A 14,616-nucleotide genomic window follows, 5' to 3' on the forward strand; every position below is an offset into this window, starting at 1 on the left:
GCAAGCGCCTAGTGGAAGATCAGGAACGCGGCCGCGGAGATCAGCATGTTGAGCACGATGACCGCGAGCGACGAGTTCACGACCGCGCGCGTCGTCGCCCAGCCCACGCCCTCGCTGCCGCCGAACGTCGAGAGCCCGGAGTGGCCGGAGACCACCGGGATCGCGGCGCCGTACGCCACGCACTTCGCCAGCCCCGTCGCGAGGTCGCCGGCATCGACGAGGCTCACGTTGACGAACGTCTCGGGGCTCACGTCGAACATGCTGTACGCGGTGATCATCCCGGCCGTGAAGGCGACCGCGGCGCTCCAGACGATGAGGCACGTGGTCATGAGCAGGCTCGCGATGAAGCGCGGCTTGATCAGGTAGTCGACCGGATCCGCGGCGGACATGCGGAGCGCGTCGACCTGCTCGGTGACGACCATCGAGCCGATCTCGGCCGCGATGCCGGCGCCGACCCGCGTGGCCAGCATCAGCGCGCCGATCGACGCGGCGAGATCGCGGACGAGCAGCTCGAGGTAGTTCGCGCCGAGCATGGTCAGATCCGGGATGACCCGCTTCGTCTGCTGTCCGGCCTGGAAGACCATGATCATGCCGATGAAGCCCATCACGACCGTGAGGAAGAAGATCGACTTGTTGCCGATCTCGTACATCTGGAGGAGGACCGCGCCCGGCTCGCGGCGGCCTCGCGCGCAGTAGTACAGCGTCCTCACGAAGACGGAGTAGAGCTCGCGCCCCGACCGGAAGAGCGACAGCGCCGCGGCGCCGAGCGCGGCGACGCCGGACAGCTCCGGCGCGGCCTCCCGGAGCTCGCTCTCGGGCGGGCCCGCGCTCGCGCGATCGCCCGCGCTCGCGGGGGCCGAGTGGCTCTTGTCGGAGGAGTGCATGCGGCGCCGGTCCGTCGTCAGTCGAGCGTGAACGAGACGAAGTAGTCGAGGATGAAGATGCCGGCGGCCGAGGCGACGACCGTCGCGTTGACGGCGCGGCCGACGCCGGGGGCGCCGCCGGTCACGCCGAGGCCGTACTGGCAGCTCGAGAGCGCGAGCACGACGCCGAAGACGACGCTCTTCACGAGCCCGTGGAGGACGTCGCCGATGCCGAGGAGGCCGCTCGTGAGGCCGTTGAAGAAGACCGCCGGCGAGACGCCGAGCAGGAGATCGCCGGTGAACGCGGCGCCGGCCAGGGCGAGCGCGTCGGCGAAGATCGCCGAGAGCAGCAGCGTCAGCACCATCGCGAGGAACCGCGGGGCGACGAGGAAGCTCACGGGGTCGATCGCGAGGACGCGCAGGGCGTCGATCTGCTCGGTGACGACCATGGTGCCGAGCTCGGCCGTGTTGTTGGCGCCGACGCGGCCGTTGATCATGAGCGCCGTGAGCAGCGGCGCGATCTCGCGGAGCGTGCCGAAGCCCGCGCCCCAGCCGAGCAGGCCGTGCGCGCCGAAGCGCTCGACCAGGGGCGCCGCCTGGATGACCATGATCGCGCCCGTGAAGAGGGCGGTCACGATGACGATGGGCATCGACTTGACGCCCATCCTGTAGAGATTGCGCTTGAGCTCGGCGCCGTCGACGCGGAGCGTGGCCACCCGGGCCGCGATCTGGCCCGCGAGCAGCGCCATGCCGCCCACGGTGGCGGCGATCGAGAGGAAGGTGCCGCCGAGCTGGTGCAGGCCGGACGGCTCGTTCGCGATCGGCGCGCGCCGCCGCCCCGGGGGCGGGCCGCCGGTGGCGGCGAGCGCGCCCGGCGCGCGCGCGGCGGTGCCTGGGCCAGCAGGAGGCGTCATGGACGGGCCGAGCTTAGCCCAAGGCTCCCGCGGAGCGCGGCGGATCCGACGCGCTCCGACCGCGTAGAGAACGCTGGAGTGCGACCCGGGCAGGTGATCGCCCTCGGCCTCCCGCGGACAGGCGTCCTCGTTTCGAGATCGTTCCACGGGATGGTAAACACGGACTTTCGCGCGCAATGCAAGTCCCGCCTCCGGCGGGCGAACGCGCAGGTCGCGCGGGCGCGGCGAGCGCGTCGGCGGGGGCGCGCAGCGCGCTACGCCCCCGCGTCGCCGCCCACCACGCCGATGGCCTCGTAGGCCTCGATGAGGTGCGGCTCCTCCCTGGCCTTCGCGATCCACGCCTGCATCGCGGGCAGGCCCAGGATCGTCGCCACGTAGCGCCGGGAGACCGCGTCGAGCTCGACCCCGTACGTGTCGAAGCGCGTCGCCACCGGCGCGTACATCGCGTCCGCGACGCCGAACCGCCCGAACAGGAACTCGCCCCCCTGGCCGAAGCGAGACCGGCAGTCGTTCCAGATCGCCTGGACGCGCGCGATGTCCTGCGACGCCGCCTCCGTGATCGCCACGCCCTGGATCTTGCGCCGCACGTTCATCGGCAGCGCCGTCCGGAGCGCGGCGAAGCCGCTCGCCATCTCGGCGCTCACCGCCCGCGCGACGGCGCGCGCGTCGCGCGCCTCCGGCCAGAGCCTCGCCTCGGGGAAGAGCTCCGCCGCATACTCGCAGATCGCGAGCGACTCCCAGATCGTGAGCGCCCCGTGCGTCAGGACCGGCACCTTGCCCGAGGGGGAGCGGCGCTGGATCTCGGGCGCGCGCACGCCCGGCCCCCGGAGCGGGAGCATCACCTCGTCGAACGCGGCACCGGCGTGCTGCAGGGCGAGCCACGGCCGGAGCGACCAGGACGAGTAAGACCTGTTTCCGATGTAGAGAGTGAGCTCAGCCATGGCCGGAGCCTACCCCGAGACCGACGGAGCCGCATCGCGCGCGGCCGAAACGAGCGCTCACCCCGCGCCCGGCTCCTCACCGAACACCTCGCTCGCCAGCGCCTCGACCGCCATCCGCACCGCCTCGTCGCTCGTGTGCCGCACGCGGAACCCCAGCGCGGCGAGCTTGCGCGGATCCATGCGCGAGCGGGGCACGTCGCCGGGCCAGCCGCGCTCGCCGCCCTGATACCGGATCACCGCGTCCGGATAGGGGGACGCCGCGACACACAGCGCCGCGATGCGGGCGACGCTCGTCGCGTCCTCGGGCGCGAGGTTGTAGATGTTCAGCCGCTCTCCGGCGCGGTCGAGCCCGAACAGCATTCCATCGACGCAGTCCCGGACGTCGAGGTACGGCTTGGACTGCCGCCCGTCGCCGAGCACGTGGAGCTCCGTCTTCCGGTCGCGCAGCTTCTTGAGGAAGTCCAGCGCCGCGCCGTGCGTGCCGCGCGGCCCGACCACGTTGCCGAAGCGGTAGATCCACGCCGTCAGCCCGAAGCACTCGACGTAGGCGCTGATGAGCGCCTCGCCCGCGAGCTTGCTCGCGCCGTACAGCGAGATCGGCAGGGCGCCGAGGTCGCCCTCCGCGCACGTCCGCGGCGCCTCGCCGTAGACCGTGCCGGAGGACGAGAAGATCAGCCGACCCACCCCGGCGCGCCGCATCGCCTCGAGCACGTTGTACGTCGCGATCGTCCCCTGCTCGAGGTCGAGCCGCGTCCGCGTGAGGCCCCAGCGCGCCTCGGGGTTCGCCGCGAGGTGCACGACGAGGTCGTGGCCCGCCATGGCCTCGGTGAGGCGCTCCAGATCCAGGACGTCCGCCTCGATGAGCGCGGCGCGCCCGGAGGCGAGGTGCGGCGCCACGAACGCGCGGCGCCCGACCGAGAGGTTGTCGTACAGCGTCACGGGGCCGCGCTCGACCAGCCGATCGGTGAGGTGGCTCCCGATGAACCCGGCGCCCCCCACCACGAACGACCTGAGCCCGGTCATCGCCCGCCCCCCGCGGCCACGCGCTCGACCCGCGCCGCGAACTGCAGGCGATCCTGGGTCACGAGGCGGAACGGCAGGTCGTGGATGCGCAGCGGCCACTCGAGGCCGGTGATGCGCCCGCCGGCGCCGCGCGTGAGCTCGACGAGCTCGCCCGGCGTGAAATAGGTCCCCCGCACCTCGACGCCCGGCGCGGCGTTCCCGACGCGGTCCATCCAGAGCAGGATCTTCTCCGAGGCCGGTCCGAACCGGAAGTGATCCTTGAGCGCGACGGCGCGCGACGCGACCCGGAGCGCCTCCGCGAGCAGCGCGCCGGGGCGCGCGCAGTGATGCAGCACGTCCGAGAGGAGCACCGCCTCGAACGCCCCGTCGGGGAAGGGGAGGCGTTCGCCGTCGTGGGCGATGATCTCGATCGCGGCCCCGGGCCGCACCTTCACGTCCACGCCGGCCACGCGCTGCGCGCCCACCCGGCGCGCGACCTCGAGCGCGACCGCGCCGTCGCCCGCGCCCACGTCGAGCAGCGACGTCGCGCGGCCGATCTGCGCGGCGAGCGCCCGCGCGACGCGGTCCACGCGCGGCACGTGGACGAGGCGATGGTGCAACGAAGAGAAGGCGTGTTCCAGGACCGTCATCCCACATCCCATCCGAGCCCGGGGGAAGTCCGCGCGCGCCGCGCCGGCCCGCGGCGGCCACGCTAGCACCGCGCATGGCCCTTGCGGAGCCACGGACGAGCCTGGGCGAGCGGCGCTCATCGAGCGTGAGCGGCGCGAACCTCGCGCCCCGGGCTCGTCCGGAGGAAACGGCGAGCCCTCGCAAGCCGGGAGACCCGATGCGACCGTGGATCATGATGGTCGCCCAACACGGGTATCTGGACGAGGAATGTAATTCTTGTGCAACTCGCGATCTCGCCGCGCGCCGGGCCGCGGGCGTTCAGCCCGCGACGCTCGACGCGCGGCGCCGCCCGTCGCTCGAGCGGGCCTCGCGCCGCTCGCGCTTGACCGATTCGCGTGATCGAACATAGCTGAATCGACGCTCGGCGCACGGGAAGGGTGTTTATGAGATATCAAGTGCTCCGGTTCGGTCTGGCCTCTCTCTATATCGCTGTTTCAGCGTGCGGCGGAGAGCCTGGAGACAAGGAGTCCGATCGGCGTGACGCCCCGCCGGACACCCCGGATCCCGGCGAGGCGACCTTCGCGCCCGATGAGCCCACGGAGCTCTGGTTCGTGGAGTTCGAGGGCGCGCCGGCCGCCCGGGGCGGCTCGCGCGCGATGGGCCTCCTCGACGTGGATCGCGAGATCTTCCGGCGCGCGGCCGCCGAGCGGGGGCTCCGGTACCGGCAGCGCCTCTCGTTCGGGACGCTCTGGAACGGCATCTCGCTCCGCGTCGCCCGCGACGGCGCCGCCTCGCTGGCGGACATGCCCGGCGTCAAGGCCGTCTATCCCGTTCTGCCGATCGAGCTCGAGTTCACGCGCGCCGCCGCCGCGCTCGAGCCAGACCTCGCGGTCGCGAGCGCCATGTCCGGCGCGGACGTCGTGCGTCAGCAGCTCGGCGTGACCGGCGAGGACATCCGCGTCGGCGTGATCGACAGCGGCGTCGACTACCATCACCCCGACCTCGGCGGCTGCTTCGGCCCGGGCTGCCGCGTGGCGTTCGGCTACGATTTCGTCGGCGACGACTTCGTCTCCGGTGACGCGAGCGCCCAGCCCGTCCCGGACAGCGACCCCGACGATTGCCTGGGTCACGGCACGCACGTCGCCGGCATCATCGGCGCGAACGGGATCGTGCAGGGGGTCGCGCCGGACGTGACCTTCGGCGCCTACCGCGTGTTCGGCTGCCGCGGCGGCTCGCGCGCGGATCTCCTGCTCAAGGCCATGGAGCGGGCCGCGGACGACGGCATGCACGTGGTCAACATCAGCATCGGCACGCCGTTCCAGTGGCCCAGCTACCCGACCGCGACCGCCGCGAACGAGCTCGTCGCGCGGGGCGTCGTGGTCGTCGCCTCCATCGGCAACAGCGGGGAGCGGGGGCTCTGGGCCGCGGGCGCGCCCGGCGTCGGCGATGCGGTCATCGGCACCGCGTCGGTCGACAACTCCCGCGTCACCCGCCCGTCGTTCATCATCACGCCGGGCGACGCCGCGATCGGGTACACCCGCGCGGTCGGCAGCCCGCCGGCGCCGCCCTCGGGGAGCGCCCCCGCGGCGCGCACCGGGGCGCCGACCAGCGCGCGCGACGCCTGCGCCGCGCTCCCCGCGCGCAGCCTCGCGGGCGCGATCGCGCTCATCCGGCGCGGCGGCTGCCCGTTTCACGTGAAGGCCGCGCACGCGCAGGCGGCGGGCGCGGTCGGCGTCGTGCTCTACAACGACCGGGCCGGGACCATGGACCCCTCGGTGGTGGGGGGCGACCCGATCACGATCCCGGTCGTCGGGATCTCGCAGGCGGACGGCGAGCGCATCCACGCGCGCCTCGACGCGGGGCCCGTGACGCTCCGCTGGACCGATCGGGCCGTGGCCGCGGAGAGCCGCACCGCGGGCCTCGTCTCCGACTTCAGCTCGCACGGCCCGAGCGCGGCGCTCACCTTCAAGCCCGACATCGCCGCTCCCGGCGGCGCGATCTACTCGACCATCCCGCTCGAGCTCGGCGGCTACGACACGTACAACGGCACCTCCATGGCGGCGCCGCACGTGGCCGGATCGGTCGCGCTCCTGCTCGGCGCGCGGCCGGAGCTCTCGGCGCCGCGCGTGCGCGACGTCCTGCAGAACAGCGCGGTCCCCGCGCCGTGGAGCGGCGATCCGCGCTCCGGGGTGCTCGAGGGCACGCACCGGCAGGGGGCAGGGGTGATCCGCGTCGATCGATCGATCCGCGCGACCACGGTCATCACCCCGGGCAAGCTGTCGCTCGGCGAGAGCGAGGCCGGCCCCGTCGCGCGCACGCTGACGCTCGAGAACGCGAGCGGGAGCGACGTCACGTACGACCTGTCGCACGCGCCCGCCGCGTGCGCGACGGGCGATCACTGGGCGCCGCAGAGCGCGGCGACCGGCGCCGCGCAGGTCGAGCTCAGCGCCCCGAGTGTCACCGTGCCCGCCCGCGGGAGCGCGACCGTCTCCGTGACCGTGCGGGCCAGCGACGCGCTCGCGGACGGCGGCCTGTTCGGCGGTTATCTGGTGTTCACCCCGCGGGGCAGCGCGGCGGACGGCGTGCTGCGGGTGCCCTACGCGGGCTTCAAGGGCGACTACCAGAGCGTGCCGGTCCTCGCGCCGTCGGGGCCAGGGGCGCCGTGGCTCGGCAAGCTGAGCGGCACGCGCATGGTCCGCCAGCCGGGCGGCGCGACCTACACGCTCGAGTCGGGCGACCTGCCGTACGTGATGGTCCACCTCGACCACGGCGCGGAGCGCCTGATCCTCGATGTCGTCGAGGCCGCCACGGCGAGGCCCTGGGGGCGCGCGCTGACGCTGTCCCGCGTCGGTCAGAGCGCGTCGGTGACCGCGGCCGCGCGGTACGGGTGGAAGGGCAGGACGATCCGAGACGGGGCGCCCACGCTCGTCCCCGACGGCGCGTACCGGATCGAGCTCCGCGTGCTCAGGGCGCTCGGCGACCCGGACAACCCTGCGCACTGGGAGACGTGGACGTCGCCCGTCGTCACCCTCGATCGCCCGTGACGTCGGCCCGCCGCCGCGCAGGCCGCGCGCCGGTGCGGCGCGGGGCGCCGTCAGGCGGCCTTGTAGACGAGCACCGGAGAGAGCCGGCGGACGACGCGCACGAGCTCGCGCTGCGCCCGCATCACCGCGCCGACGTCCTTGTAGGCCGACGGCGCCTCGTCGCGCAGCCGGTCCGCGATGCGATGGTCGAACCACACGCCCCCAGCCTCGCGCAGGAGCTGCCGCGCGCCGATGCGGCGGCGCGCCTCGCCTCGCGGCAGGGCGCGCCCGGCGCCGTGCGCCGACGAGCCCAGCGCCTCGGGGTGACCTCGTCCCTCCACGTGGAAGCTCGGGCTCCCCATCGATCCGGGCACGACGCCCAGGTCTCCCGCGCGCAGGCCCATCGCGCCCTTGCGGTGCACCCAGAGCGCGCGTCCGCCGTGCTCCTCGCGCCGGACGTGGTTGTGGTCGACCTCGATGCGCGACGGCGCGTCGACGTCGACGCCGAACAGCTCCGCGAAGAGCGCCGCGGCCTCGGCCACCATGCGCGCGCGGCTCGCCCGCGCGTACCTGGCGGCCCAGGCGACGTCATCGAGGTACGCGCGCCCGGCCTCGCTGTCGGCGTCGAGGAAGCGGACGCCGGAGGGGTCGCGCGCGGCCAGCGCCTCGTGGTGTCGCCGGATCGCCGGCCCCATGGCGCGCGACCCGCTGTGGAGGAGCAGCCACAGCGCGCCCTCCTCGTCGCGCTGGATCTCCAGGAAGTGGTTCCCCCGGCCGAGGGTGCCGAGCTGCGTCCGGCCCTCGCGGCGCTTCATCGCCTCGAGCGAGGGAGCGCCGAGCCGCGGCGCGAGGAGGTCCTCGGGCAGCGACGGGGCTCCCTCCGCCGGGTGCACGAGGTGGGGGACGCGGCGGTACAGCCCCGAGAGGAGCCGCGCCGCGCGATCGCGATCCGCGAGCAGATCGGCGCCTGCGCGGAGCCGCAGCGCGACCATGCCGCAGCCGATGTCGCCGCCGACCGCCGCCGGCAGGAGGCGGCGGGTGGTGGCCGTGACCGTGCCCACGCACACGTCGTCGGCCACGTGCGCGTCGGGCATGACCGCGACGTGCGCGACGTCCTCGGTGCGCGCGAGCCGCGCGAGCGAGGCGCTGAGCTCGGCGCTCGCGCCGTCCGGGAGCCACGTGGCGATGCGCGCGCTCACCGCGCCACCCGCGCGCTCACCGCGCCACCTCCGGCGGCAGGACCTGGAAGGTGAGCGTCGGCGTGCGCTTGCGCGTGATCGCCGCCGCCACCTCCGAGCGCACGTAGCCTGCGACCCTTTCCAGCCGCGCCGCCACCTCGTCCGGCGGCGATGAGGGGCCGCCCCGCACGATCACCGCGAGCCGGCTCGCGTCGGGCGCCGGCTCCACATCCATCACCCAGACGTCCTGCAGGACATCATCGCGGAGCGCGGCGAGCGCGTCGCTCACCGCCTCCTGCACCTGACGGCAGAGCTGTCGCTCCTTGCGCTGCGCCTTGCGCGCGGCCGTCCCACCGAACAACGAATCTGCATCCACGCCGGAGCGCGCGCCGGCGCGGCTCCGCGAACGATCTTTGCCCATGCCATGCTCCCGAGGGCGCGGCGGCGCCTGCACGCCGGTCGCGCGGTTTCAGCGACACGCGAGGTGCTCTCGGGGGTTGAGCCTCGCCGGCGCGCTCAGCGGCGCGCCGGACCGAGGCTCGTCGATGCAATCGGGTGCATGGCGGGCCTCCTTCGCAGCGAAGGGTGCACGAGCGAGGGCGGCCGCGCAAGGCGGGCGGAGGACGCCCGGCACCTGGCGCGCGCGGCGAGGGCTCACCACGGTCCGGCGCGCGCGGCCCGCCCCTCTGCCGTCGGGCCGCGCGCGCACGCTCTGGAGGCGACTCCTCGGGGACGGCGCTTCGACCGTGGCGCCTGCCCCGGGTGGAGGCCCGCCTCCGGCCGGGCGCTACACGGCTTGGGCGCTGTGGGCGCTGATTGCCTGGCGGTACCCCGGCGCGGCGCACTGGCGCTCCGCGGCCCGCTTCACGTGGGCGAGCTTCTGGGTCGTGAGGAGCGCGACCAACGGCATTGTCAGGGTGTTCCAGAGGACCAGCTGTCGCCGCGTCGGTGTGTCCGTCGCCCGGATCCGCGCCTCGTACACGAGCAGCGTCCGCTTCTCGCCGTAGGGCATCACGACGAAGCCTCCCACCGCCTTGATGTACCCGGGGCAATCGAACGCCTTGAACTCGGCGGCTGTCCGCCCTTCGAACAGGCTCTCTGCGCTCATCGGACGCATGATCTCCCCGATCGCGATCTCGACCCCTTCCTTCTCGGCCAGCCGGATATGACCGTAGTCCTCGACGTTCTCGAGCGACACGCGCGCACGCGCGGGCAGCGGCGCGAATCCGAGCTTTCGCCGGGCGCGCCGCGCCTCGGCCACGCGGAGCGCGAGGACCGCGCGCAGCAGGAGAGAGCGGCTCTGGGTGAAATCCACGCTCTTCAGGGCGGAGTAGGTCACCTCCGGTGTCGCCATCACCACCATCTCGTCGTTGATGACGATGTCGGCATCCGGCAGGAAAGACTCGAGCAGCGTGCGGCTGCTGGCGGCGCGCTGCTGCTGCTGCTGCTCGAGCGTGACATCCGTCGTGGCCTGTTCGTCTTCTCGCCGGATCTCACCTTGTTGTGTCGTGATGTTCTGCATGGCGTACCACCCCCGCAGGATCCTTTGGGGAAGCCTCGACGGAACGCCAGGGGGGATCGCTCCTGCATTGGGGTCGAACGGAGGGGGAAACCGAAGACTCAAGACGCCGACGAAATACCCGGCGCTGAGCGCACGCCCCCCCAGGGCTCCGCGGCCCCCCTCACGCGATGGCCATCAGCCCCTCGCGCGCCGCGACGACTCCGTCATGCGATGCGCTATCCGGAACGCCATCTCCAGCGACTGGCGGTAGTTGAGCCTCGGGTCGCACAGGCTCGCGTAGCGCCGGTCGAGATCGGACTCCGTGAGCCCCGCCCCGATGCACTCGGTGACGTCGTCGCCCGTGAGCTCGAAGTGGACCCCGCCGAGGTGAGAGCCGAGCGACTCGTGCACCTCGAAGCTGGCCTCGATCTCGGTGAGGATATCCTCGAAATTCCGTGTCTTGATGCCGCTGGCCGTCGTCTGCGTGTTGCCGTGCATCGGGTCGGACATCCAGAGCACCTTGCGCCCCGCCGCCTGCACCGCCTTGATGAGCGGGGGGAGCCCCTCACGGACGCGGCCCGCGCCCATGCGCACGATGAGCACGATCTTGCCCGGCTCGTCCGTCGGGTTCAGCCGATCGAGCAGGCGCAGCGCCTCGTCGGGGACCGTCTTCGGGCCGAGCTTGATGCCGACGGGGTTCTCGATCCCGCTGAAGAACTCGACGTGCGCGCCGTCCGGCTGCCGGGTGCGCTCGCCGATCCAGGGCAGGTGGGTCGTCAGGTCGTAGTAGCCCGGCCGGCGCGCGACCTTCCGCGTCTGCGCGGACTCGTAGTGCAGGTTGAGCCCCTCGTGGCTCGTGAAGAACTCGACCCTCGACAGCTCCCCGACAGGCACCTCGGCGAGCGCCTCCATGAACCGAAGGGCCTCCCCGACCTGCTCGGTCATCCGCTGATACCGCTCGCGCAGCTCGCCGGGCAGATCCGCGCGCTCCAGGAAGCTCAGATCCCAGTATTCCGGGTGATGCAGATCCGCGAAGCCGCCCTCCGACAGGGAACGGATGAAATTCAGCGTCAGCGCCGCATGCTGATATCCCGCGATCATCAGGCTCGGATCCGGACGGCGTAACCCGGCATCGAACGGCGCGCGGTTGATGAGATCCCCGAAATAGCTCGGCAAGCTCACGCCGTCGCGCGTCTCGACCGGGCTCGACCGCGGCTTCGCGTACTGGCCGGCGAAGCGCCCGAGGCGGACCACCGGCCGGCGGGCGCCGTGCACCAGCACGAGCGACATCTGCAGGAGGATCTTCAGCTTGTTCGTGACGATGTTCGGCCGGCAGTCGTCGAGCGTCTCCGCGCAATCGCCCCCCTGCAGCACGAACCGGCGGCCGAGCTGCGCCTGGGCCAGATGGCCTTTGAGCCGCTCGACCTCCCACGAGGTCACGAGCGGCGGCAGCGCCCTGAGCTTCTCGACGACGGCCTCCACGGCCTCGGTGTCATCGTACGGGACGGGCGCCGCGTTGGGACGTTCGCGCCATGAATCGGGCGACCAGGATTGAGCAGGAACGTACATGAGTCGAGACCTGATATGGCAAGGCTCCCACCCGCGCAACCATCGGTCAACGAGCGCCTCGCGGGCCGCTCCTCAGCGGCTCGCGGGCGCCTCGGCCGCCCCGGGCGACGGCCCGGTGCGCGCCTCGATGGCGCTCATCGCCGCCTTGATCTCCTTCGCGATCGACGCGCACGGCGCGGCGCAGCGGCTCAGCCCCAGAAAGCCGCATCCCTTGCTTTTGCTGGAAACAAGCGACGAAAGGACGTCGAGCGCGCGCCGGTCGCCGTCCGCCGCCGCGCGCTCCAGCAGGGGCTGCCGCGCCTTGCACGAGCGCGCGAGCCGGAGCTCCTGCGCGATGCGCAGCGCAGGCGTCGCCCGCTCCAGGACCGCGGCCTCGCCGAGGCGCTTCGCGGCGCGCTCCTTCATCGCGGGGTTGCCCGTCTTCACCGCGGAGCTGCCCGTCGCGAGGTCGTAAAGGAGGTCCGGCCCGTGGCTCCCCATGCCGCTCGCCATGAGATCGAGCGCGGCCGCGGCCGCCTCGGGCGGCCCGGCGGCCGCGCTCAGGACGACGTGCTGCACGTCGCCGTCGGCCGCCGCCCCGGGATCGAGCTCCAGGAGCCGCTTGGCCGCGGCGAGCGCGGCGGCGTGGTACGGCGGCGGGAGCGCGTGGCGCAGCATGAGGACCCGGAAGATCGACGGATCCTTGGGGTACCGCGCGCCGAGCGCCTCCAGAGCGAGCACGCCGCCGGCGGTCGCCGCCGCGAGCTCGTCCGCGGGGGCCGCGTCGCGCGGGGGTGGCGCGACCGGGCGCCGGGGCCCGGAGCCCGCGGTCGCCGCGCGCTCGGCCCTCGCCGCGGCCTCGAGCGTGGCCAGCGACGCGTCGTCGCGCAGCAGGGCGGCGCCGAGCACGATCGCCACGACGGCGGCCGCGCCGGCGATCAGCCATCGCGCCGCGGACGGCGCCCCGGCCAGGGCGGACCCCCGAGGCGCCGAGGCGTTGCCGTCCACCGCGATCGCGTTGCCGGTCCCGGAGAGAGAGCCTGATCTGTCGGGGGTGCTGCCCCGGCCGGGGCCCGGCCCAGACGCCTGCGCTGGCATGGTCCGCTCCTAACACAAGGCCGGGCCGCGGCCCATGACAGGCGTCGCGCGGGCCGGGCCTCGGATCCTCACCGCTGCTCTCGCCACTGGTACACGGCGGCCGCGAGCGCGGCGCCCACGCTGATGACGAACAGCAGCGCATCCCAGACCGGCCAGGCGATGCCGATGGCGTGCTGCAGCAGCACGGCCTCGAGGAGCCGCACGAGCAGCGACGCGACGCCGTAGGCCAGGAGCCCGAGCGCGATGGGCGTCGAGATCCTCGGCGCGAGCGCGCTCAGCCTGGCGTCGTCCCGCCAGGCGTGGCGGTAGACGTAGAGGCCCCCGAGCAGCGCGGGACAGAGGAGGACGACGAAGACCCCGAACGTGAGCAGCGCGGCGCGCTCGCCCGACAGCGCGGCGCCGTCGCTCCCCAGCGCGCGCACGAGCCCGGAGAGGCTGCTGACGAGGCCCGCGCCGAGCCATGCCAGGCCAAGGCTCGCCGAGAGGAACACCAGCTGCCGTGTCAGGTACGCCTCGGACGCCGCCGACGCGGGCAGCCCGAGGACCTGCGAGAGCGCGGAGGAGCTGCCGAGCACGAGGGACGGGCGCGCGATCGACGCGCGCGCCGAGGCGGGCGCGGCCGCTTCCTCGTAAGGCGCGAGGTCGCGGGCGAGGTCGCCCATCGACGCGTGGCGGTGCTCTCGCTCCTTCGCCATGGCGCGCTGGATGACGAGCTCCAGCCCCGGCGGGATCTCCGCGTTCAGGGACCGTGGGGCCCGCGGCTCCTCCGTCATGACCGCGAGGAGCATGGCCGTGGGGTCGTCGCGCTCGAACGGACGGTGCCCGGTCACGGCGTGGTAGAGGACGGCGCCGACCGCGTAGATGTCGGTCCGGAGATCGGTCTGCTCCCCCTTCGCCTGCTCCGGGGCCATGTACGCGGGCGTTCCGAGCACCATGCCGGTCTGCGTCAGCGAAGAGGACTCGGCGGTCTTCGAGATGCCGAAGTCGAGGACCTTCACCGTCGGGCTCGCGGGATCGCCGGTGAGGAAGATGTTCTCCGGCTTGATGTCCCGGTGCACGACCCCCATGGCGTGCGCGGCCGCGATGCCGTCGCAGACCTGGCGCACGATGCGCACGGCCGCGCCGACGGGCAGGCGCGCCCCCGGGGTCGCGAGGACCTCGCCGAGCCCCTTGCCCTCCAGGTGCTCGGCGACGATGCACGGCCGGCCATCGCTCATCCGGTTCACGTCGAAGATCTCGACGACGTGCGGGCTCCGGATCGACGCCGCGGCCTCGGCCTCGCGCTGAAAGCGCGCGAGGACGGTGGGGCTCTGGGCGAGCTCGGGGTGGAGCGTCTTCAGGGCGAACCGCTTGCCCGGGATGCGCGTGTGATGCGCCTCGTAGACGCGGCCCATGCCGCCCTCTCCGAGGAGCCGGGCGATGAGGTACGCGCCCGCCACCGTCGTGCCGAGGAGCGGATCCGCCTCGGCCGGAGCGCTCGCGACGGGGGCGGGCGCCTGGACCGCCTCGGAGGTGGCGTGGGGCATCTCCGCCGCGAACGCAGGGGGCGGGGGGGGAGGCCGGACCGTCTCGGCGGCCAGCTGCGCCGCCGCCTCGCTCCCGGCGGGGGGAGGCGGCGGGCGAACCGTATCCGCGGCCGCGGCCGCGGCCGCGGCGGCCGCCTGGGCCTGCGCTGCGCGAACGGCGGCGAGCGCGGCCTGCCGCTCCGTGTCGCTCATGACGCGGGTCGGCCCCTCGCCCTCCTCCGGGGCCGAAGGGACGGCAGGGCTGCCCGAGCGACCGGGCGAAAAGCTCGAATCCGACACGCTCAGGGCCTCGCTCCCATGGATCCTGTCGGCCATCGCGGAAGCGAGGACCGACGATTCATCGCCGACGCTCAGGCGGATACCGCGAAGCCGAAGCTATCACGGATCGCGCC

At 73.6% G+C, this 14,616-nt stretch carries 12 protein-coding genes; 1 reads left to right on the plus strand and 11 read right to left on the minus strand.

Annotated elements, in window-relative coordinates; all coding sequences use genetic code 11:
* Positions 1–8: 8 nt before the first annotated feature.
* The 5 genes from WMF31_RS19630 to WMF31_RS19650 form a co-directional block, all read right to left on the minus strand.
* Entirely contained in the window at positions 9–884 is an 876-nt protein-coding gene (locus WMF31_RS19630; RefSeq protein ID WP_436603420.1) for an MlaE family ABC transporter permease, read from the minus strand.
* Between the two features lie 17 nt (positions 885–901).
* The gene (locus tag WMF31_RS19635; protein ID WP_436603421.1) at positions 902–1,777 is read right to left on the minus strand and encodes an MlaE family ABC transporter permease; all 876 of its coding nucleotides are present in this window, start codon (positions 1,775–1,777) and stop codon (positions 902–904) included.
* A 254-nt stretch (positions 1,778–2,031) separates the two neighbouring features.
* Entirely contained in the window at positions 2,032–2,718 is a 687-nt protein-coding gene (locus tag WMF31_RS19640; RefSeq protein WP_436603422.1) for a glutathione S-transferase N-terminal domain-containing protein, read from the minus strand.
* A 57-nt stretch (positions 2,719–2,775) separates the two neighbouring features.
* Positions 2,776–3,741 (minus strand): NAD-dependent epimerase/dehydratase family protein, encoded by a 966-nt coding sequence (locus tag WMF31_RS19645; protein ID WP_436603423.1) that lies wholly within the window; start codon positions 3,739–3,741, stop codon positions 2,776–2,778.
* Positions 3,738–4,370: a class I SAM-dependent methyltransferase gene (locus tag WMF31_RS19650; protein ID WP_436603424.1), complete on the minus strand. Its 633-nt coding sequence runs from the start codon at positions 4,368–4,370 to the stop codon at positions 3,738–3,740. The genes WMF31_RS19645 and WMF31_RS19650 overlap by 4 nt, the downstream gene beginning before the upstream one ends.
* Before the next feature lie 423 nt (positions 4,371–4,793).
* On the opposite strand from WMF31_RS19650, the gene WMF31_RS19655 reads away from it, so the two are divergent.
* Positions 4,794–7,394, plus strand: a complete 2,601-nt coding sequence (locus WMF31_RS19655) for a S8 family serine peptidase (protein WP_436603425.1) — start codon at positions 4,794–4,796, stop codon at positions 7,392–7,394.
* Between the two features lie 50 nt (positions 7,395–7,444).
* On the opposite strand, the gene WMF31_RS19660 is transcribed toward WMF31_RS19655, so the two are convergent.
* From WMF31_RS19660 to WMF31_RS19685, 6 genes are all read right to left on the minus strand, one after another.
* The gene (locus WMF31_RS19660; protein ID WP_436603426.1) at positions 7,445–8,572 is read right to left on the minus strand and encodes an RtcB family protein; all 1,128 of its coding nucleotides are present in this window, start codon (positions 8,570–8,572) and stop codon (positions 7,445–7,447) included.
* Between the two features lie 16 nt (positions 8,573–8,588).
* Positions 8,589–8,972, minus strand: coding sequence for a ribosome-binding factor A (locus WMF31_RS19665; RefSeq protein ID WP_436603427.1), 384 nt, complete (start codon positions 8,970–8,972; stop codon positions 8,589–8,591).
* A 366-nt stretch (positions 8,973–9,338) separates the two neighbouring features.
* Entirely contained in the window at positions 9,339–10,073 is a 735-nt protein-coding gene (locus WMF31_RS19670; protein ID WP_436603428.1) for a hypothetical protein, read from the minus strand.
* A gap of 174 nt (positions 10,074–10,247) precedes the next feature.
* The gene (locus tag WMF31_RS19675) at positions 10,248–11,621 is read right to left on the minus strand and encodes a 3-deoxy-7-phosphoheptulonate synthase class II (protein ID WP_436603429.1); all 1,374 of its coding nucleotides are present in this window, start codon (positions 11,619–11,621) and stop codon (positions 10,248–10,250) included.
* Positions 11,622–11,693: 72 nt separating this feature from the next.
* Positions 11,694–12,698, minus strand: a complete 1,005-nt coding sequence (locus WMF31_RS19680; RefSeq protein WP_436603430.1) for a hypothetical protein — start codon at positions 12,696–12,698, stop codon at positions 11,694–11,696.
* Between the two features lie 68 nt (positions 12,699–12,766).
* Positions 12,767–14,416, minus strand: a complete 1,650-nt coding sequence (locus WMF31_RS19685) for a serine/threonine-protein kinase (protein WP_436603431.1) — start codon at positions 14,414–14,416, stop codon at positions 12,767–12,769.
* Positions 14,417–14,616: the final 200 nt, after the last annotated feature.

The organism is Sorangium sp. So ce1036 (genome assembly GCF_051369805.1).
Taxonomy (GTDB): Bacteria; Myxococcota_A; Polyangia; order Polyangiales; family Polyangiaceae; genus Sorangium; species Sorangium cellulosum_F.